Origin of the sequence: Streptomyces sp. NBC_01233 (genome assembly GCF_035989305.1) — a bacterium.
GTDB lineage: Bacteria > Actinomycetota > Actinomycetes > Streptomycetales > Streptomycetaceae > Streptomyces.
On record NZ_CP108514.1, the window covers coordinates 7,055,505 to 7,077,011 of the forward strand.

Consider the following 21,507-nt stretch of genomic DNA (forward strand, 5'->3'; position numbering starts at 1 on the left):
CATGACCGGGACATCCGCCGGCGCGGACGCGAAGGAAGCGGCGGCCTTCGTCGACCGCATGGGCATCAATCCGGAGTTCTTCTGGCTGCGCGGCCACACGCCCGAGCACCCGGTCGAGGTCAACGACTACGGCATCGTCAACGTGTACGGGTACAAGGAGGTGCTGGAGGTCGTCGGCAATCCGGGGACGTTCTCCAGCGACGTCGCCGAACTGATCGCGGGCGACGTGGAGATCGACCCCGAGTTCAGCGACGGCACCCTGCTCCAGTCCGACCCGCCGGACCACACCAAGCTGCGCAAGATCATCAGCAAGGCGTTCACCCGCGGGATGGTCGCGGCCCTGGAGCCGCGCATGGTCGAGATCACCCACGAACTGCTCGACGCGGTGGACGGCCAGGACAGCATCGAGATGGTCGACGACCTCGCCTACCCGATGCCGATCATCGTCATCTCCGAGCTGCTCGGCGTACCGCAGAGCGACCGCGACCTGTTCAAGACGTGGGTCGACCGGATGGCCCACAGCGCGGTCGCCCTCACCTCCGGCGACCGGGACCTGGACGAGGACGTCGACGCCCAGGCCGCCATGCGCGTGGTCCCGGAGATGTTCCAGTACCTCCGGGAGCACGCCGCCGAGCGCCGGCTCAAGCCGCGCGAGGACCTGCTGACCAAACTGGTCGAGGCGGAGGTCGACGGGGAGCGGCTCAGCGACAACGCGGTGGTGAACTTCGCCAACGAGCTGCTCGTCGTCGGCCACGCCACCACCAGCGCGCTGCTCGGCAACACCCTGCTGTGCCTGGACGCCTACCCGGAGCACCTGGCCGCCGTCCGCGGGAACCCGGACCTCACGCCCGGTCTGATCGAGGAGTCGCTGCGCTACCTGAGCCCGATCGCGACGGCCTACAAGGCCTGCGTCGCCGAGGGCGAGCTCGCCGGCGTCAAGGTGCACCCGGGGCAGCTGGTCGCCATCTCGCTGTCGGCGGCCAACCGGGACGAGCGCCAGTTCACCCGCCCGCACCTGTTCGACCCGTACCGCGACCCCAATCCGCACATCGGCTTCGGCCGGGGCATCCACTTCTGCCTCGGCGCCCCGCTGGCCCGGATGGAGGGCCGGATCGCGACGGACATCCTGCTGGACCGCTTCCCGAAGATGCGGACGGACCCGGACAACCCGCCGACCTTCCTGCCGCTGCCCCACGTCATCTCGACCTCGGAGCTTCCGCTCCTCGTCCGATGAGGCGCCGACCCGCGGCCCCCGACCGGGCCGGTGAAGGAGAACCCCCGATGAGCAGCACGCGCAGCACGCCCAGCCCCCTCGACAAGTGGGAGATGCATCCACGGCATTTCTGGCTGCGCGGGATCCAGCCCGAGGCGCCGATCGAGTACGACCCCGAGGTCGGGATGTGGCACGTCTACGGGTACCCGGAGACGCTCGAGATCCTCAGCGATCCCGCGACGTACTCCTCCGAGGTGGCCGCGCGCTACGTCAGCCCCGAACAGGCCGAGGTCGCCTTCGACGGGAACCTGACCCAGGCGGACCCGCCGGAGCACCAGAAGCTGCGCAAGCTGGTGGGCCGCACCTTCACCCTGAAGATGGTGGCCGAGCTCGAATCGCGCATCACCGCGCTCACCCACGAGCTGCTCGACGAGGTCGAGGGCGACACCTTCGACCTCGCGGAGGCACTGGCCTACCCGCTGCCCGTGATCGTCATCTGCGACATGCTCGGCATCCCCCGCGAGGACCGCGAGCTCCTCAAGGAGTGGGCCGACCAGTCGCTCATGGCGAGCACCCAGCTCACCACGCACCAGGGCGACAAGGCGCAGGAGGAGTCCCTCGACACCCAGGCCGAAGCGGCCATGGCGATGGGCTTCTACATCCTCGACCTGGTCACCCAGCGCCGCGCCGAGCCGCAGGAGGACCTCCTGTCCCGGCTCGTCGAGGCGGAGGTCGACGGGGAGCGGCTCACCGACCGGCAGATCGTCAACTTCGCCAATCTGCTCATCTCGGCCGGCCACATCACCACCACCATGCTGCTGGGCAACACCATCCTGTGCCTGGACGCCTTCCCGGACGTCGACGAACGGGTGCGGAAGGACCGGTCGCTGGTGCCGACCCTGCTGGAGGAGTCGCTGCGCTACCTGAGCCCGCTCGCCGCGGGCTACCGGGTCACCACGCGCGACGTGGAGATCGCCGGGGTCAAGGTGCCCGAGGGCGACGTGCTGGAGGTCTGGTTCTCGGCCGCCAACCGGGACGCCCGGGTGTTCGAGAACCCGGACGTCTTCGACCCGGCCCGCAATCCCAACCCGCAGATCGGCTTCGGCCGGGGCATCCACTTCTGCCTCGGCGCACCGCTCGCGCGGCTGGAGGGCCGGATCGCGATGAACATCCTGTTCGACCGCTTCCCGAAGCTGCGGGTGGACCCGGACGACAAGCCGACCTTCCTCACGTCCCCGGAGTTCACCGGGGTCTGGAAGCTGCCGATCCGGGTGAACTAGCCCCCCGTACCCCCCCACACGACCCCGTGAGGCATACGCCGGCAGCGCGCCGGCGTATGCCTCACGGGCGGTCTCCACTGGGCACGACGACACCGGCCACCGCGGCCGGCGCAGGACAAGGAGCATCTCTTGACCCACTACGACGTGATTGTGGTCGGCGCCCGGTGCGCCGGGGCTCCGGCCGCGATGCTGCTCGCGCGCGCCGGCTACCGGGTGCTCATGGTCGAGCGCGGCACCTTCCCCAAGGACACCCTCTCCACGCTCTACATCCATCAGCCCGGCGTCGCCTCCCTCGCCCGGTGGGGCCTGCTCCCCGCGGTGGCGGCCACCGGCGCCCCCGCCCTCGACCACGTCCGCTACACCCACGGCGACATCCGGCTCGACGGCTGCTCCTGGGCCGCCGACGGGCAGCGTGCCGCCTACGCGCCCCGCCGCTACCTGCTCGACCCGATCCTCGCGCAGGGCGCAGTCGACGCGGGCGTCGAATTCCGCGAGAACTGCTCCGTGAGCGACCTCGTCTTCGACGGCGACCGCGTCGTCGGCGTCCGGCTCGGCTCCACCGGTACCGTCGAGCGGGCCACGCTCGTCGTCGGCGCCGACGGCATGCGCTCCACCGTCGCGGCGAAGGCCGGCGCCCCGCTCGTCGTCGAGGACCCCACCTCGACGTGCGCCTACTACTCCTACTGGTCCGGCCTCCAGCCCGGATTCAGGCTGTACGACACCCCCGGGCACTGGGTCGGCACCGTGCCGACCAACGACGGGGCGACGCTCGTCGCCGGCTACCTCCCCCAGGACCAGTTCCACAGCGTGCGCGGCGACGCCCTGAACGCCCTGCTCGCCAACGTGGAGAAGACCGCCCCCGAACTGCGGGAGGAAATGGCGGGCGGCGCCCGCCTGGAGCGCGTCTACGGCACCGGCGACCAGCGCAACTTCTTCCGGCAGGCCGCCGGGCCCGGCTGGGTGCTCGTCGGCGACGCCGCCCACCACAAGGACTCGATCACCGCGCGCGGGATCACCGACGGCTTCTACCAGGCCCAGCTGCTCGCGGACTGCATCGGCGATGGCCTCCACGACCCCGACCGGCTGCGGACGGCCCTCGACACCTACGCCGGACAGCGGATGGAGGCCCTCACGCCCGAATACCGCGCCACCCTCAAGACGGCCCGGCTGGACCCGCCCGCCCACCACGTGGACCTGCTGCGCGCCATCGCCACCAGCCGCGAACTGACGGACCGGTACTTCTCCACGCTGTCCGGTGTCTGCCCGCTCGACGAATTCGTCACCCCCGAACTGCTCGACCTGATGGAAGAGATGGACATGGAAGGAATGAAGGGATGACCGACGGGACCACCGGGAACGACCGGCTGCCGCTCACCTTCGGGCAGGAGCTCATCCGGTCCGGACACCGGCAGGAGGGGGCGTACGGTCACCACCCGGTCATCGCGCTCCGGCTGACCGGCACCCTCGACCGGACCGAACTCACCGGGGCCCTGCGGCTCCTGGCGGCCCGGCACGAGCCGCTGCGCACCACGTTCACCGAGGCCGGCGGCCGGCCCGTGCAGAAGGTCTGGCCGGCCGGGCCGCTGGAGCTGGAGTCCGCCGACCTGGCGGCGCTGCCCGCAGCGGAGCGCGGCCGCCGGCTCGACGCCCGCATCGCGGAACTGGCCGCCAGGCCGTACGACCTCGCCTCCGGCCCGCTGCTGCGCTCCCTCCTGGTCCGCCTCGGCGCCGACGAGCACGTGCTGGTGCTGAACGCCCACCGCATCGCCGTGGACGTTCGCTCCCGGGCGCTCCTCGTCGCCGAGCTGACCGAGCTGTACGCGGCGGCCGTGTCCGGGAGGGCCGCCCGGCTGCCCGAACTCCCGGTCCGCTACGCCCAGTACGCGGCCGAGCAGCGCGCACGCGTCACCGAGGCCGGACTCGCCGCGCAGCTGGAGCACTGGCGCGGCCACCTCGCCGGCCTGCCCGCCCTGCGGCTGCCCACCGACCGGCCCCGGTCCCGGGCCCGCAGCGCGCCCGCCGCCCGCCACGAGTTCCGGATACCGGCCGAGGCCGCGAAAGGCCTCACCGCGGCGGCCGAGGCGCACGGCGGCACGCTGTTCGCCGGCCTCTTCGCCGCCTGCCAGGTGCTGTTCTCCCGGCACACCGGCCAGGAGGACCTGGCCCTGGGCACCCTGGCGGACGGCCGCCCCCGGCCGGTGCTCGACGGCCTGGTCGGGGCGTTCGACAACCCGCTCCTGCTGCGCGCCCACCTGCGCTCCGAGGCGCCGTTCACCGAGCTGCTGGCGCAGACCTGCGCCACCCTCGCCGAGGCCGCCGCCCACCAGGACGTGCCCTTCGAGCAGGTCCGCACCGCCCTGGGCGAGGGCAAGGACGCCGGCGACACCCCCGACGTACAGGTGATGGTGGTGCTGCGCGGCGCCGCCGGGGCGGCCGGGCCGGTGCAGGCGCCGGAACTCGCCGTACAGGCTTTCCCCGCGCCCGGCGTGCCCGCCGAGTACGACATCACCGTCGAGTTCGCCGAGACCGGCACGGGCGAGCTGGCCGGCGCGCTGGAGTACGACACCGCCCTCTTCGACGCGGTCACCGTCGAGGTGCTGGCCCGCCACCTGGCGGTGCTGCTCGGCGCCGCCGCGGCCGACCCGGCCACCGCCGTGGACGAGCTGCCGCTCGCCGACGAGGAGGAGCTGCGCCTCCTCACCACCGAATGGGCCGTCAACCGGACCGAGTTCCCCTCCGAAAGCTGCGTCCACGAGCTCGTCGCCGAACAGGCGCGCCTGCGCCCCGACGCCGTGGCCGTCAGCGCCGGCCTGGAGACGCTGACCTACGCCGAGCTGGACGCCCGCGCGAACCGGCTGGCCAACCTGCTCGTCGCCGACGGGGTCCGGCCCGGCACGTTCATCGCCGTCTGCCTGCCCCGCGGTCCCGAGCTCATCACCGCACTGCTCGGCGTCCTGAAGGCGGGCTGCGCCTACCTGCCGCTGAATCCCGACTACCCCGGGGACCGGCTGAGCTTCATGCTCTCCGACGCCGAAGTGCCGCTGTGCCTCACCGAGTCCTGGCTGACCGGCAAGCTGCCGTCCGACGGAACGCGGATGATCTCCCTGGACGAGCAGTACGAGGCCGTCGCCGCCCAGCCGGCCGGCGCCCCGGACGTCCGGGTCACCGCCGACGACCCCGCGTACATCATGTACACGTCGGGTTCCACCGGCACGCCCAAGGGCGCCGTCATCGGACACCGCTCCGTCGTCCGGCTGTTCCGCAACGCCGACTGGGTGTCGCTGGGCCCGGACGACGTCATGGCCCAGGGCTCGGACGTCACCTTCGACGCCGCCACCCTCGAGATCTGGGGCCCCCTGCTGGCGGGCAGCCGGATGGTCGTCATCGACAAGGACACGCTGCTGGACCCGGCGGAACTCACCGCCGCACTGCGCCGGGGCGGCGTCACGACCCTGTTCGTGACCACCGCCGTCTTCAACCAGGTCGTCGCCGCCGACCCGTACGCCTTCGGAGCCCTGCGCCACGTGCTCTTCGGCGGTGAGGCGGCCAACTCCGTCCGGGTGGCCGAGGTGCTGGCGGCCGCGCCGCCGCAGCGGCTCGTGAACCTCTACGGACCCACCGAGACCGCCGTCCTCGGCACCTGGCACCTCATCCGCGAGGCCGACGAGAACATGCCCGTCCCGATCGGCCGCGCCGTCGCGAACACCACCGCGTACGTGCTCGACGAGCAGCTGCGGCCGGCGCCGATCGGGGTGGCCGGCGAGCTGTTCATCGCCGGCCCGGGCGTCGCCCAGGGTTACCTCAACCGGCCTGAACTGACCGCGGACCGCTTCCTGGACAACCCGTACGGCGGGGCCCCGGACCACCGGATGTACCGGACCGGCGACCTGGTGCGCTGGACCAGCGCGGGCGTCATCGAGTACGTGGGCCGGGCCGACCACCAGGTCAAGGTCCGCGGCTACCGCATCGAGCCCGGCGAGATCGAACTCGTCCTGCAGCAGCACCCCGAGGTCGGGGTGGCGCTGGTGCTGGCCCTGGCCGACGGAGAGCACAAGCGCCTCGTCGGCTATGTGACGCCCGCCGCCGCGGGACACCACCCGCAGCCGGCAGAGCTGCGGGAGTTCGTCTCCGCCCGGCTGCCCGTCCACATGGTGCCGTCCGCCCTCGTGTGCCTGGAACAGTTCCCGCTCACCCCGAGCGGCAAGGTCGACCGCAAGGCCCTGCCCGCCCCGGAGCACGCGACCGCCCCCGCGGGCGCCCGGGAGCCCCGTACGGGCACCGAGCGGCTGCTCGCCCAGATCTGGTCCGACGTGCTCGGCATCCCGGCCGTCGGCGTCACCGACAACTTCTACGAGCTGGGCGGGGACTCCATCCTCGGCATCAGGGTGGTCGCCCGGGCGAAGAAGGCGGGGCTGGTGATCTCCGCCAAGGACGTGTTCCGCAAGCAGACGATCGCCGAACTCGCCACCACCGCGGTGGCGGCGGAAGCCGCCTGAGGCCCTCCGCCCGCCCCCTGCCCACCTCCGTCGAAGACCGTTACCGTGCCGCGGACCTCCGGGTCCGCGGCCCTGGAGGAGACATACCGATGACTGCCCCCACCCTGCCGGCGGCCGACTCGGCCGATCTGGCGGCCCTGGCCGATCCGGCCGCCTACGACCTCACCGACCCGCAGACCTTCGAGGACAACGACCCGCATCAGCTGTGGCGGCCCTTCCGCGCGCACAACCCGGTCTTCTGGCACGCGGCCCGGGACGGCAAGCCCGGATTCTGGGTCCTCACCAAGTACGACGACATCATGACCGCCTACCGCGACAACAAGCGGTACACCTCCGAGCAGGGCAACGTGCTCAGCACCCTGCTGCTCGGCGAGGACTCCGCCGCGGGCAAGATGCTCGCCGTCACCGACGGCCCGCGCCACCGCGAGATCCGCAACCTGATGATGAAGTCCTTCTCGCCGCGCGTCCTGGCCCCGGTCGTGGAGAACGTCCAGAAGCTCACCGACCGCCTCGTCTCCGAGGCCGTCGAGCAGGGTGAGGTGGACTTCGTCGCCGCCGTCGCCGACCGGATCCCCATCCACAGCATCGGCGACCTCATGGGCATCCCCGCCGAGGACCGCGAGCAGCTCGTGGACTGGAACGCCCAGACCCTGTCGCGGTACAGCGCCGACGACGGCGAAGAGGTCTCGCTGATGGCGCGCAACGAGATCGTGCTCTACATCTCCGGCCTGATGGCCGAGCGCCGCCGCAACCCCGGCGAGGACGTCCTCAGCACGCTGGCCACCGCCACGATCGACGGCGAGCCGCTCAGCGAGGAGGAGATCATCTACAACGCGTACAGCCTGATCCTGGGCGGCGACGAGTCGAGCCGGGCCACCGCCTCCGGCATCGTGCACGCCTTCAGCCAGTACGAGGACCAGTGGCGCCGGCTGAAGAACGCGGAGGTCACGCTGGAGAGCGCCACCGAGGAGGTCATGCGCTGGACCACACCGACCATGCACTTCGGCCGGCACGCCCTGGTGGACATCCCGATCCGCGACCACGTCGTGAAGGCCGGTGAGATCGTCACCCTGTGGAACAGCTCGGCCAACTTCGACGAGGACGCGTTCACCGACCCCTACACCTTCGACCTGGCGCGCACGCCCAACAAGCACGTCAGCTTCGGCCACGGACCGCACTTCTGCCTCGGCGCCTACCTGGGCCGTGTCCACATGATCTCCATGCTGGAGTCGCTGCGGACGCGGGTGGCCGACATCGAGCTGCTCGCCCCGCCCACCCGGCTCTTCTCCAACTTCGCCAACGGCCACGCCACCTTGAAGGTCCGCCTGACCGGCGAACGCCCGGCCTGATGGCCGTCCTCCGGAAAGCACCGGAGCCTGACACGTCGACGGCAATTGCCTTCCGGCTGTTCACCGTTGACACTGCAGAGCGTCGGCCCCCGCGGCGATGATCTCGGCGAGCCGGTTGGCGAAGTCCGCGTTGCAGCCTCCGAGCCGGACGAAGCCGTGGCCGGCCACCGGCCCGTCGTTGCACAGCGAGGGAAGGGTCAGGTCCGCGAGCGCGAGCGCCGCCTGGAGGTTGGTCACGGCCTCTTCGCCGGCCCGGTAGGCGGAGTCCTGGCGCCGCTTGTACCTGGTTCGTTCGGTGTAGGTCATTTCGTAGGCCATGCTGATGATCTCTCGTGGTAGGCGTGGGAGGTGACGCGCCGGAGCGCGGCGTGGATCTGGTTCGGTCCGGTCCGGTCCGGTCCGTCGGGGATGCCGACGGCAGCGGCCGGCGTCCGTTTCCGGGCACGGCCGTGCCCGGCGGCGCGTCGTCCGGATGTGCCGCAGCCACCGGATGGCCGGGGCGCGACGCGGTCCGCCCCGCAGCGCGGGGAGCGGGTCCGGGCCCAGGCCGCGATGCGACGGGACGAGGACGTAGACCGTGGGGCTGAGTCTGTGGACGGCCCGTGACTATCGGTTTCGATCTTCGTTTCAAAGGTGCAGGCGAGCACTCTTGTGACGCGTGGGGAAGGAGTGGGTTGTCAAGGAAGTTAGCGGCTGTCACCGCCCCCGCTCTTCGCGGTCGCCGTCCACGCCATGCCCGGCCCTCTCGCGTCGCGGTCCGTCGGCACCCCTCTCACGGGAGCTCACCGACTCGCGCCGAGCAGCCGACCCGAGAACCCCGCGACCCACGGTCCCGGCCGAGGACCGCAGCTCTGACCTGCGTTGCAGAGGACACCGCCGCGCGCGTACGGCCGTCATGCGCCGTACCCGAATCCACGACCGCCGGACGCAGAGCGAACGGCCTTCTTCTCCGCCACGGAGTAGCGGGGAGGGACACCGTCCTGGCCGCGCCCGGCCGCGGTCGCCTGCCCGAGCACCGAGGCGGGCGGGGTCCGGTGCCGTGGCGCAGCTTGGCGGGGCGGGCGCGTCAGTGTGATCTGGCGGACCAGCTGCTGGAAGCAGGCCAGCGCCGCGACCGCGGGAAGTGCGGACGACGTCCCGGCAGCGATCGTTCTGGGCGCCTGAGCCACGCACAGGAGCGTGGCCAGGGTGGAGAACAGCAGCACGATGGACCACGAATGCAGCGCGCGGCGCTGGTGCAGCGCGGATCTGAGGATGGACAGGGAAGCGACCATCCAGGGGCCGTAGATCAGCAGGGGCCACCAGCCGACCACTTCGCTGGCCGTGTGGAGTCCGGCGCTGTGGCGCAGGGCGTCACAGATGGCCAGTCCGCTGAGGATGCTCACCACGGCGGCGATGACGGCGACCAGCACGGCGGTGAACAGGCTGCCCGTTCGCAGCAGGGTCACCACCGGCGACTTCGACGTGCTCCGGCGGTGTCCGCTGGAGGCCTGCTTGGGCGGCCGCTCGGCAGGCGTTTGCTTCAGCCCCGCTACGAGGCCGAGGGCGTCGACCGTGTCACCGGCGTCGTCGAAGCCGACGTGGCTGAAGGGCTCCGGCTGCCCGGGCGGAGCGCTCTCCTGGAGAAGGATGGCGAGCTCTTCCGCCGGATCCCACGGCCGGTCCGGCCCGTCGGCCCCGCCGAGCGGTTGCCCGGGGAAGTGCTGCTGTACGTGGTCCGGCCGGCGCCAGAACGCGGTGGTGTCCGGCTGCGGGAGGCCGTGGATGTCCGGGTATCCGTACGGCTCAAACACGGGAGTTGCCGCCCGAGTGCTCGTCGACAGGCGCCGTGGACGGTGCGGTGCTCCCCGACCTCCGGTCGAACTCGACCTGGATCACGCTCATCGTATGGAGGAAGTCCTCAAAGATCGAGGATGAGTAGCTCAGATCGATCTCCCGGCTCTCGTGTTCCAGCGTTGCGTTCCCGGACTCGCTGCACCCTGTTGCGCGTGGGGTGAAAGTCCACTTTCCGATCCGGGTGGCCCCGGAGTGAAAGCTGCCTCCCTGTCCGTCCACTTCCACAGGCTTGCGGAAGAAGACGGGGAGCTTTGCTGTTGTCATATTCCATAAACGCTGTCGATGTTGGTCAGGGTGTGCGCCATCCGGGTGATGGTGGCAGATGAACAGGCGTTGCCTGCCGTTTATCGGTTCTGCAAACACGACAAGAGTTCGGCAGCCACGTCCTGCCGCGCCGCCGCGCCGCAGCTCACGGAGACGAAGAGCGGCAGGCCGGAGCGGGTCCCGAGTCCAGTGGACCCCTCGCCGCTCACCCCTGACATCCGGTCCGCCGCGACGGCGGACGGGTCACACGTATCCACTCCCGCGACGGGCCGCCATCCGGCAGATCATCAGTTGAAAGACTGAGATGCCAAGGCTGGGCCGATTGCTGCGCATGGCTGCAATCGGCGGGGAGGGCGCAACTCTGCATATGCCCCTGCGTTATGACCGACGATCGCCGGGGCTCAGGTCGTGTGCGCCCCTTGAACCATCAGCCTTCGAAAGGACCAGCCGTGGGCAATATCCTCCTGTGGATCGTGCTGATCTCCGCAGCCCTGGGCACAGGTTGCACTGCCTTGACGTCATCAGGGACTGGCCGTCTATGGCGCGTGGACGCCCTTGAACTGAGGCGCCAACAGCGCTTCAGGCATGTCCTGTCCTGTCATGTGGATGCCATCCGGCTGTCTCGCCAGGCGGCCGCGGCGTCGGTGCAACCGGGAGAGGGGCCCGCAGGCGCCTCGGCCTGCGTGGGCGAGGACCCGTTCCGGGTCGTCCACGAGCCGTGTCGGCCGCCGTTCGCGCGAGACCTCTACGGCGGTGCCCCTCCCCGTCGCCGGCCGTCGCCACTCGCCGAATGACCACTGTTCGAGCGCGGCCGATATCGCTGAATCTCTCAAAAACCCCGGCAATCCGCACGCGGCCGGTCGCATAAAACCCCGGCAATCCGTACATTGCTGGCTCTCGCCGCGATATTTGGGCACGCTGAATTTGTCGCGACCTTTCTCATTCTCGTTCGACGTACTTCCGTGCTACGCGTCTGGGGAAATGGTGAGAAGTGTCAAAAATAAAAGAAATATCATCTTTCTGTTCCTGAGGGGGTCTCTGGTCGGCAATTCGCAAGGGGCTGCCACCCTTCCCGGGGCCGCCCTCCGGCAGCAAGGTCTATCCGTCCCACCGCGTGCGACCAAGAGAAGGGTTGCGTGAGCATGGCCCCCTACGGTGACCGATTCCGAGGCTCCTGGGCAGCTGCCCGGCGCCGTGTCCGGCTGGCGGCAGTCCGGGTGGCGAGCGCAGTGCGGGCGGCGCTGATGCGGGTGATGCGCCGCCTCGCCGAGGCGGGCACGGCCGGTTCAGCCGGCTCGCCCCCGACGAAAATATGCTCGACCCAGGTGCTTCAGGACGAATACAGGGCGGGCTTCTGCCTGCCCTCGCCCCGTCCGGCGAGGGCCGCGAGCGACCTCCACGAATGTCCGTGGTGCCTGTCCCTCGGGAATCCCGACACACCCGGCCGGGACGACCCCGCCGAGCACTGACGGAAAGGGATCCGGGCCGGCCGTCTCGTATCAATATGCCCGGCCGCCGGCCCGGGTCACCGGGTCAGCGGCCGCTGCCGACCAGGGAGGCGGCGGCGAAGGCGCGGAGATCGTCCGCGATCGCCCGGGCCACCTCGTGCTCGGAGGACTGGAGGTAGAAGTGGCCGCCCTCGAAGAAGCGCGCCGTGAAGGCGGCCGCCGTGTGCTCGCTCCACTGCAGCAGCCCCTCGCGCGGCACGTTGAAGTCCTGTGCCCCGGAGTACGCGTGCAGGGGGCAGGCGAGCCGGGAGCCCACGCCGCCCCGATAGCCCTCCGCGGCCTTGAAGTCGGCGCGCAGGGAGGGCAGGACCGCCGCCATCAGGTCCTTGTCGGCCAACAGCTCCGGCGGTGTACCGGCCAGGTCGAAGATCGACGAGGCGAGCTCCTCGTCCTCCATGCGGGACAGGCCCCGGCTCAGGTGGATGGCGGCCGCCGGCCGGCCCGAGACGATCACGCCGATCGGTGCGCGGTCCGGGTGCAGGCGCTCCAGCCGCAGGGCCACCTCGTACGCGACGATCGAGCCCAGGCTGTGCCCGAACAGGGCGAGCGGCCGGTGAGCGCGGGGGAGCAGGGCCTCGACGACCTGGTCGGCCATCTCCCCGATGTCCTCGATGCAGCGCTCGCCCATCCGGTCCTGGCGGCCCGGGTACTGCACGTTGAGCACCTCGGCGCTGTCGGACAGGGCCGCCGACAGGCTGTAGTAGCCCGTCGCCGAGCCGCCCGCGTGCGGGAAGACGACCAGCGTCGGGGCTCCGGCCGGCGGCCGGTGGTAACTGCGCAGCCAGCCCGTCGGGTCGGAGCCCGAGCCGTAGGGTCGCTTCATCGCCGATCTCCGTTCTCCGCGGGCCCGTGGGACCCGGAGGTGTCCGAGGTGGTGCCCGCGAGCAGGTGCGGCCCGACGTCCGCGAGGGAGGCGCAGCCGGTGAGTGCCAGCGCCAGGCCGAGGTCGGTCAGCAGGCAGCGCAGGACGTGCTCGACGCCGTCCCGGCCGCCGAGCCCGAGCCCGTACACGTACGGCCTGCCGTAGAGGACTGCGTCCGCGCCCAGGGCCAGGGCCTTGACCACGTCGCTGCCGGTCCGGACCCCGGAGTCCATCAGCACCGGTACGTCCGGGCCGACGGCCGCGCGCACCGCGGGCAGCGCGTCCAGGGCGGACACGCTGCCGTCGAGCTGGCGGCCGCCGTGCGTGGAGACGACCACGCCGTCCGCGCCGTGCTCCAGCGCCAGCCGGGCGTCGTCCGGATGCAGGACGCCCTTGACGAGCAGCGGTAGCCGGGTCAGCCCGCGCAGCCAGGCCAGGTCCGCCCAGGTGAGGGTGGGGTCGGTGGAGATCTGCGCCCAGCGCAGCACGGCCGCGGTGGCGTCCGCCCCGGCCGGCAGCCCGGCCAGGAACGCGGGATCGCCCGTGAAGTTGGCGATGCCGGTCCCGTGCAGGAACGGCGAGTAGCCGCTGTCGAGTTCTGCCGGACGGAAGCCGAGGTGGGTGGCGTCGACGGTGACCACGATCGCCGTGTAGCCGGCGGCCTCGGCGCGCCGCACCAGTGACTCGCCCACCGCCCGGTCCGAGGGCAGGTACAGCTGGAACCAGCGCGGGTGGTCACCCGCCTGCTCGGCGACCTCCTCCAGGGTGCGGGAGGCGAAGGTCGACAGCACCAGCGGCACTCCGGCCGCCGCGGCCGCCCGCGCCGTGGCCGACTCGCCCTCGGGATGGGCCACTTGCTGCGCGGCCAGCGGCGCGAGCAGCACCGGCACGGGCAGCCGCTGCCCGAACAGCGTCACCGAGGTGTCGGTCCGGCGCGTGCCGCGCAGCGTCCGCGGCACCAGCTGCCGGCGGTCGAAGGCCGCGCGGTTGGCCCGGCCGGTCGCGCCGGAGCCGGCGGTGCCCGCCACGTACGCGTAGCCCTCGGGGGACATCACCGCGCGGGCGGCGGCCTCCAGCGCGGTCGGGTCGGTGGGCAGCGCCGGGGTGCGGCCTTCGAGGCCGCCCAGCAGGATCTCCCGTACGAGGTCGGCGAGGGGCTCCTCGGTCGGGGCGGACGCCTGCGGCTGCGCGGAAGGGGGCGCCGCGGAGAGCCGCGCCAGGTCCTCGCGGACGCAGTGGGTGAGCAGCGGCCCGGTCTCCCCGGGCCGTTCGACGAGCGAGAAGTGCCCGCCGGACAGCGTCACGACCGTGTGCCCGCTGCCGCCGTGCCGGGCCCAGTCGGCCATCTGCTCCAGGGAGTTCTTCGGGTCGGACGCCGCCAGGAGCACGGTGAGGGGGGCCGCCACCGCTGCCCCGTCGGCGCAGCGGTAGCGCATCAGTGCCCGGTGGTCGGCGCGCAGCAGGCGCAGCACCTCGCCGACGATCTCCGGGTCCCGCAGCAGCGGTTCGGGGATGCCGCCGAGCCGCCGCAGCCCGGCGACCAGCTCCTCGTCGCCGACGCCGGTCAGGTCGGGCTCCTCCCAGTCCTGCGCCGGGGGCCGGGCCGCCGAGACGAACAGCCGGGCCACGGCGCCGCGTTCCTCCAGAAGCCGGGCCGTCTCGAAGGCCACGAGGGCCCCCATGCTGTGACCGAGGAGGAACAGCGGCAGGTCGGAGCGGGCGGCGAGGGCCTCGGCCACGCCCGCGGCGAGCTCGCCGATGTCCTCGGCGCAGGGTTCGGCGCGCCGGTCCTGGCGGCCGGGGTACTGGACGGCGAGCAGCTCGATGTCCTCGGGCAGCGCGGCCGAGAGCGCCATGAAGGCGTTCGCGGCCCCGCCGGCGTGCGGGAAGCACACGAGGCGGGCGGTCGCGGACTCCCGGGCGTGGTGGGTACGGATCCACCGGGAGGGGTCGACGGGCCTGTTCGCGGGCCCGGTCGACCCGGTGGCACGGCCGGCCGGCGGAGCCGGCGCGGCCGTCGGGGTGTTGGTCATGCCCACGCGGAGTGATCCTCCTTCATAGAACCCAATTCGGTCAGCAGCTCGCGCAGCCGCTCGCTGACGGCGGCGCTCTGCGCCCCGCTCAGCGGCCGGTCGGCGACCGCGGCCTCCAGCCGGGCGATGTCGGCGAGCAGCGCCACGGTGACGCCGGCCCCGTGGCCGGCCGTGTCCGCCGGGGCGGCCGTGCCGGCGGCTGCCGTGCCCGCGGCCGGTTGCGCTGCCGGTTCGGCGGTGGCTTCCGCGGCCGGTTCGGCGGCCGTCTGCGGGAGCTGTTCCCGCAGGTGGCCCACGAGTTCGGCCGGGGTCGGCCAGTCGTAGATGAACGTCGCGGGCAGCTTGATGCCCGTGGCGACGGCGAGCCGGTTGCGCAGCTCCACCGCCGTGAGCGAGTCGAAGCCCAGCCGGTCGAACGCCCCGTCCCGGTCCACCGCCGCGCCGGAGGTGTGCCCGAGGACGGCCGCGACCTCGTGGAGTACGGCGTCCAGCAGCCGGTCGCCGGTCAGCGAGGCCTCGGCGGCCGCCGCCTGCGCCGCCCCGGGCGCGGACCGCGCCCCCGCGGCGGCCGCCGGGGCGGGCACCAGGCTCCGCAGCAGCGCCGGCACCGCCGCGCCCTCCGCGATCCGGGCCCGCAGCCCGTCGAGGTTCCAGCGCGCGGCCACCGCCACCGGACGGTCGCGGCGCACCGCGGCGTCCAGCAGTTCGAGTCCGAGCTCCGAGGTGAGGGGAGCGACTCCCACCCGCGCCATGCGGGCGACGTCCGCGTCGGTGAGACCGGCGCCCATGCCACCGGCCCCCTCCCACAGGCCCCACACGACGGAGACGCCGGGGCGGCCGACCGAACGCCGGTACTCCATCAGCCCGTCGAGGAACGCGTTGCCGGCCGCGTAGCCGGCCTGCCCCGGAGAGCTGAGCGTTCCCGCGAGGGAGGAGAAGACGACGAACGCGTCGAGGCCGAGGGGCTCGGTGAGCGCGTGCAGGTTGAGCGCCGCGTCCACCTTCGGACGCAGGGTCCGCTCCAGGCTCTCGGCCGTCATCGAGGTGAGCAGGCCGTCGTCCAGGACGCCCGCCGCGTGCACGACCCCGCCGAGGCGGACGCCGTCACCGGCCAGCCCGTCGAGGGCCGCGGCCAGCGCGGCCCGGTCGGCCGCGTCGCAGGGCACCGTACGGACGTCCGCGCCCAGGGCGCGCAGCTCGGCGATGTCCCGTGCGGCGTCCTCGCCGGGCAGCCCGCGGCCCATCAGGACCAGCTGCCGTATCCCGTGCTCCGCCACCAGGTGGCGGGCGGCCAGCCGGCCCAGCCAGCCGAGGCCGCCGGTGATCAGGACGGCCCGGGTGGTGTCCCAGCGCTCGTTCTCGTCGGCCAGGTCCAGCACCACCTTGCCGATGTGCCGGGCCTCGCTCAGGTAGCGGAAGGCATCGGGTGCCCGGCGCAGGTCCCAGGCCGCCACCGGCGGTGCCTGGAGTGCACCCCGCTCGAACAGCCCGAGGAGGTCGGTGAAGATCTCCTGGATCCGGTCCGGACCGGGGTCGCGTACGTCGTACGTCCGGTACGTCACCCCGGGGTGCGCGTCGGCGACCTCGGCGGCGTCGCGCCGGTCGGTCTTGCCCATCTCCAGGAACCGCCCGCCGCGCGGCAGCAGCCGCAGCGAGGCGTCCGCGAACTCCCCGGCGAGGGAGTTGAGCACCACGTCGACGCCGTCGCCCCCGGTGGCAGCGAGGAAGGCCTCCTCGAAGTCCAGGGTGCGGGAGGAGGCGATGCGCCCGTCCGCGACCCCCGCGCCGCGCAGTGCGTCCCACTTGGCGGGGCTCGCCGTGGAGTACACCTCGGCGCCGAGGTGGCGGGCGATCTGGATCGCCGCCGTGCCGACGCCGCCGGCGCCCGCGTGCACGAGCACCGATTCGCCCGCCCGCAGGCCGGCCAGGTCCACCAGGCCGTAGTAGGCGGTCAGGTAGGTGACGGGAACCGCCGCGGCCTGCCGGAAGGACCAGCCCTCCGGTATCCGGCACACGAACCGGCGGTCGGTGACCGAGGTCGGGCCGATGCCGTAGAACAGGCCCATCACCCGGTCACCGGGCTTCAGGTCGGTGACCCCGGGGCCCACTTCGAGGACGGTGCCGGCGCCCTCGCCGCCCTGCCCCGAACCGCCCGCGTGCCCGTCCACGGACGGCGGGATCACCCCGAGGGAGAGCAGGACGTCGCGGAAGTTCAGGCCGGCGACCCGCATCCGGATCCGCACCTGGCCCTCCTCCAACGGGGCGGCCGCCTCAGGCCAGGGCTTGAGGGCGAGGTTCGCGAAGGTCCCCTTGGCCACGTAGTCGAGGTGCCAGTGCGGGGTGTCGGCGGGCGGCCGCAGCACGGTGTCCTCGTCCCGCGCGGCGAGCGAGGGCCGGTGGGCGGTGCCGCCGCGCAGGGCGAGCTGCGGCTCACCCGTGGCGAGCGCGGCCGCCACGGCCCGCCGGGAGGCGGGGGTGCCGTCCTCGTCGAGGACCGAGAACCGGTCGGGGTGCTCGGCCTGCGCGGAGCGCAGCAGGCCCCACACCGCGCGGTGGGCGAGCTCGCCGGGGTGCTGCTCGCCGCCCAGCGTGACGGCGCCCCGGGTGAGGACCGCCAGCCGGGTGCCGGCCAGCCGCTCGTCCTCGACGAGGAGCCGGACGGTGTCGAGGACCTGGTGCAGGGCGGTGCGCACGGCCGCCTCGGCGCCGGTGTCCGGTGCGCCGCCGCCCGGGGAGGGCGGGCAGGGCAGGACGAGCAGTGCGGGGGCGTCGGCGCCGGCGGAGAGCGCGTCGGTCAGGGCCGGCAGGCCGGACAGGGCCGCACCCAGGCCCGGTTCGGCGCCGTCGCCGTCGCCGTCGCGCCCGTACGTGCCGAGCAGTGTCCAGCGGTGCGTCGCGGGGGCGGGCGGCAGTTCGGCCAGCTCCTCCCACGTCGGCAGCAGCAGTCCGTCGCGCGGTGCCTCGTGGGCGTCCACGGCCTCCGCGGGGAGCGGGCGCAGGGCCAGCGAGCCGATCGAGGCGACCGGGCGGCCCGAGCCGTCCGCGACGTCGATGCTCACCGCGTTCGCGCCGGACGGCGCGAGCCGCACCCGCAGGACGGAGCCGGCGGGGCCGTGGGTGCGGACGCCGGACCAGGCGTACGGCAGGAAGGTCCGCCCGCCGCCGTCGCCCTCGTCGATCAGGCCGCCGAGTGCGATCGGGTGCAGGGCCGCGTCGAGCAGCGCCGGGTGCAGCCCGTAGGCGTCGGCGCCGGGCCGGCCCTCACCGGGGAGCGCCACCTCCGCGAAGACCTCCGCCCCGCGCCGCCACACGGCGCGCACGCCGCGGAAGACGGGCCCGTAGGAGAGGCCTTTCGCGCCGAGCGCGGCGTAGAGCTCCGAGACCGGTACGGAGACCGGCTCGGCGTCCCGCGGCGGCCACACCGGGGCCAGGTCCGCGGCCTGCTCCGGCGCCGGGCCGGAGGCGTCGGGGAGGACCGAGCCCTGGGCGTTGCGGGACCAGCCCTGCCCGTCGGCGTCGTCCTCGGGACGGGAGTGGACGGCGACGGCCCGGCTGCCGGAGCCGTCCGCGGCGGCCAGGGAAACCCGCAGCCGGACCTCCCCCTCCTCCGGGACCACCAGCGGTGCCTCCAGGAGGAGTTCCTCGACCAGGCCGCACTCCGCCTCGCGGGCGGCACGGGTCACCAGGTCGAGCAGCGCGGTGCCGGGCAGCAGCACCCGCCCGCCGACGCGGTGGTCGGCCAGCCACGGGTGGCGCGCCAGGGAGAGCCGGCCGGTCAGCAGCAGGCCGCCGCTGTCGGGCAGTTCGGTGGAGGCGGTCAGCAGCGGATGTCCGACGGCGGTGAGTCCGGCGGAGCTCACGTCCCCGGTCCCGGCCGGCAGGTCGATCCAGTACGGCCGGTGCTGGAAGGCGTACGTGGGCAGCTCCACCCGGCGCGCCCCGCGGCCCGCGAACACGGCGGCCCAGTCGACGTCACCGCCGCAGGCGTGCATCCGCGCGACCGCCGTGAGCAGCGCGGTCACCTCCGGCAGGCGCCGCCGCAGCGAGGGGATCAGCGTGTGACCCCCGGAGCGGCCCGGGCCGACTTCCTCCAGGCAGTCGGCGGCCGTCGAGGTCAGATCGGTGCCCGGCCCCACCTCCACGAAGCGGGCGCAGCCCAGCTCCGCGAGGGCGCCCACACCGTCCTGGAAGCGGACGGTGCGGCGCGCGTGGCGGACCCAGTACTCCGGGTCCGCGAGCTCGTCCGCCCCCGCGGGCCGGCCCGTCAGGTCCGAGACGAAGGCGAGCTGAGGTTCCTCGAACGTCAGCCGCGCGACCACGGCCCGCAGCTCCGCCATCGCCGGTTCCATCAGCGGCGAGTGGAAGGCGTGGCCGACGCGCAGCCAGGTGGCCTTCCCGCCGGCCGCCTCGAAGTCCGCGACCACGGCGGCCAGGGCCTCCCGGTCACCCGAGAGCACCGTGGCGGCCGGGCCGTTCACGGCCGCGAGGGAGACCGCCTCCTCGCGCCCCGCGAGCAGGTCCGTCGCCTGTTCCTCGGAGGCGCGCAGGGCCACCATCGCCCCGCCCGGCGGCAGTTGCTGCATGATCCGGCCGCGTACGGCCGCCAGCTCGGCGGCGTCCGCCAGCGAGAGGGCGCCCGAGGTGTGCACGGCCGCGAGGGCGCCGACGGAGTGCCCGAGGACGGCGTCGGGCCGGATGCCCCACGACTCCAGGAGGCGGAACAGGGCCACCTCGAAGGCGAAGAGCGCCGGCTGCGTGTACCGCGTCCGGTTCAGCAGCTCGCCCTCGGGGCTGTCCTCGGCCGCGAGGACCACCTCCCGCAGCGGCTGCTCCAGGTGCGGTTCCAGGGCCGCGCAGACCTCGTCGAAGGCTGCCGCGAACACCGGGAAGGCCTCGTACAGTTCCTGGCCCATCCGGGCGCGCTGGGAGCCCTGACCGGCGAAGAGGAAGGCGGTGCGGCCCTCCCCGGCCGTCGCGCGGACCACGTCCGGCCCCGGCACGCCGTCGGCCAGCGCACGCAGCCCGTCGAGCAGCTCGTCGCGGTCCTCGGACAGCAGCACCGCCCGGTGCGGAAGGTGGCCGCGGGTGGTGGCCAGCGAGAAGCCCACGTCCAGCAGCCCGTCGCCGTCCGCCTCGGTCAGGTGCCGGTACAGCCGGTCGGCCTGCGCGCGCAGCGCGGGCTCGCCGGCCGCCGACAGCACCACCGGTACGGTCGGCAGCGCGGCCGCCCTCCCGGCGGCGGCCGGCTCCTGCGCGGGCGCCTGCTCCAGGATGACGTGCGCGTTCGTACCGCTGATGCCGAAGGAGGACACCGCGGCCCGGCGCGGCCGGCCGCCCTGCTCGGGCCACGGGATCGTCTCGGTCAGCAGGGAGACGGCGCCGCTCGACCAGTCCACGTGCGGGGTGGGCTCGTCCACGTGCAGGGTCCGCGGCAGCAGCCCCTCGCGCAGCGCCATCGTCATCTTGATGACCCCGCCGACCCCGGCGGCGGCCTGGGTGTGCCCGATGTTCGACTTCAGGGAGCCCAGGTGGAGGGGCCGGTCCGCAGGACGCCCGCTGCCGTAGGTGGCCAGCAGCGCCTGCGCCTCGATCGGGTCGCCGAGCGAGGTGCCCGTGCCGTGCGCCTCCACGGCGTCGACGTCGGCGGTGGTGAGACCGGCGCCGGCCAGCGCCTGGCGGATGAGCTGCTCCTGCGCGGGGCCGCTGGGCGCGGTCAGCCCGTTGCTCGCGCCGTCCTGGTTGATGGCCGAACCGCGGACCACCGCCAGCACGGGGTGCCCGTTGCGGCGGGCGTCGGAGAGCCGCTCGACCAGCAGCAGACCGGCACCCTCGGCCCAGCCGGTGCCGTCCGCGGAGGCGGAGAAGGCCTTGCAGCGGCCGTCGGCGGCGAGCCCGCGCTGCCGGCTGAACTCCACGAACGGCATGGGCGTCGCCATCACCGTGGCACCGCCGACCAGCGCCATCGAGGACTCGCCGCGCCGCAGCGAGGCACAGGCCAGGTGGAGCGCCACGAGCGAGGAGGAGCAGGCCGTGTCGACCGTGATGGCCGGGCCCTCCAGCCCGAAGGTGTAGGCCAGCCGCCCGGACGCCACGCTGCCGGCGCCGCCGACGCTCAGGAAGCCCTCGTACTCCTCCGGGGCGGGCGAGAACCGGTTCATGTAGTCGGCGTACATGGTGCCGACGAACACGCCGGTGCGGCTGCCGCGCAGCGTGGCCGGATCGATGCCCGCGTGCTCGAAGGCCTCCCACGCGGTCTCCAGCAGCAGCCGCTGCTGCGGGTCGGTGCTGTGCGCCTCGCGCGGCGAGACACCGAAGAACTCGGCGTCGAACTCCGCAGCCTCGTAGAGGAAACCGCCCTCCCGGGTGTACGAGGTGTGCGGCCGGTCCGGGTCGGGGTCGTACAGGCCCGCCAGGTCCCAGCCGCGGTCGGCGGGGAACGGCCCGACGGCGTCCACCTCGTCGGTGGCCAGTCGCCACAGGTCCTGAGGGGAACGGACGCCACCCGGGTAGCGGCAGGCCATGCCCACGATCGCGATCGGCTCGTGCTCGCGTTCCACGAGGTGGGCGTGGTCGGCCTTGAGCCGCTCGTTCTCCTTCAGCGCGGCCCGCAACGCCTCGACGACCTGCTGTTGGGTTGTGGAAGCCATCCTGTTCTCTCCGTACTTC

At 73.2% G+C, this 21,507-nt stretch carries 10 protein-coding genes and 1 pseudogene; 5 read left to right on the top strand and 6 right to left on the bottom strand.

What is annotated here, in order from left to right; translation table 11 throughout:
• The first annotated feature begins 1 nt into the window (after nucleotide 1).
• The 5 genes from OG332_RS33270 to OG332_RS33290 all read left to right on the top strand — a co-directional run bounded on the left by OG332_RS33270 (nucleotide 2) and on the right by OG332_RS33290 (nucleotide 8,338).
• Entirely contained in the window at nucleotides 2-1,234 is a 1,233-nt protein-coding gene (locus OG332_RS33270) for a cytochrome P450 (protein ID WP_327416902.1), read from the top strand.
• A gap of 47 nt (nucleotides 1,235-1,281) precedes the next feature.
• Nucleotides 1,282-2,493, top strand: a complete 1,212-nt coding sequence (locus tag OG332_RS33275; RefSeq protein WP_327416903.1) for a cytochrome P450 — start codon at nucleotides 1,282-1,284, stop codon at nucleotides 2,491-2,493.
• Between the two features lie 129 nt (nucleotides 2,494-2,622).
• Nucleotides 2,623-3,831 carry an NAD(P)/FAD-dependent oxidoreductase gene (locus OG332_RS33280; RefSeq protein ID WP_327416904.1) on the top strand — a complete coding sequence of 403 codons (1,209 nt, stop codon included), beginning with the start codon at nucleotides 2,623-2,625 and terminating at the stop codon, nucleotides 3,829-3,831.
• Nucleotides 3,828-6,989 (top strand): non-ribosomal peptide synthetase, encoded by a 3,162-nt coding sequence (locus OG332_RS33285; RefSeq protein WP_327416905.1) that lies wholly within the window; start codon nucleotides 3,828-3,830, stop codon nucleotides 6,987-6,989. The genes OG332_RS33280 and OG332_RS33285 overlap by 4 nt, the downstream gene beginning before the upstream one ends.
• A gap of 89 nt (nucleotides 6,990-7,078) precedes the next feature.
• On the top strand, nucleotides 7,079-8,338 hold the full coding sequence (locus OG332_RS33290) for a cytochrome P450 (protein WP_327416906.1): 1,260 nt from the start codon (nucleotides 7,079-7,081) through the stop codon (nucleotides 8,336-8,338).
• Nucleotides 8,339-8,398: 60 nt separating this feature from the next.
• On the opposite strand, the gene OG332_RS33295 is transcribed toward OG332_RS33290, so the two are convergent.
• The 6 genes and pseudogenes from OG332_RS33295 to OG332_RS33320 all read right to left on the bottom strand — a co-directional run.
• Nucleotides 8,399-8,644: a hypothetical protein gene (locus tag OG332_RS33295; RefSeq protein ID WP_327416907.1), complete on the bottom strand. Its 246-nt coding sequence runs from the start codon at nucleotides 8,642-8,644 to the stop codon at nucleotides 8,399-8,401.
• 587 nt (nucleotides 8,645-9,231) lie between these two features.
• A complete protein-coding gene (locus tag OG332_RS33300) occupies nucleotides 9,232-10,131 on the bottom strand; it encodes a hypothetical protein (RefSeq protein ID WP_327416908.1) in 900 nt (299 codons plus the stop codon).
• Nucleotides 10,124-10,438 carry a hypothetical protein gene (locus OG332_RS33305; protein WP_327416909.1) on the bottom strand — a complete coding sequence of 105 codons (315 nt, stop codon included), beginning with the start codon at nucleotides 10,436-10,438 and terminating at the stop codon, nucleotides 10,124-10,126. The genes OG332_RS33300 and OG332_RS33305 overlap by 8 nt, the downstream gene beginning before the upstream one ends.
• 1,533 nt (nucleotides 10,439-11,971) lie before the next feature.
• The gene (locus OG332_RS33310) at nucleotides 11,972-12,769 is read right to left on the bottom strand and encodes a thioesterase II family protein (RefSeq protein ID WP_327416910.1); all 798 of its coding nucleotides are present in this window, start codon (nucleotides 12,767-12,769) and stop codon (nucleotides 11,972-11,974) included.
• Nucleotides 12,766-14,841 (bottom strand): alpha-hydroxy-acid oxidizing protein, encoded by a 2,076-nt coding sequence (locus OG332_RS33315; RefSeq protein WP_327419462.1) that lies wholly within the window; start codon nucleotides 14,839-14,841, stop codon nucleotides 12,766-12,768. Before OG332_RS33315 ends, OG332_RS33310 begins: the two co-directional genes overlap by 4 nt.
• A pseudogene (locus OG332_RS33320) lies at nucleotides 14,838-21,467 on the bottom strand (type I polyketide synthase); the annotation flags it as partial. The gene OG332_RS33315 and the pseudogene OG332_RS33320, both read right to left, overlap by 4 nt.
• Nucleotides 21,468-21,507: the final 40 nt, after the last annotated feature.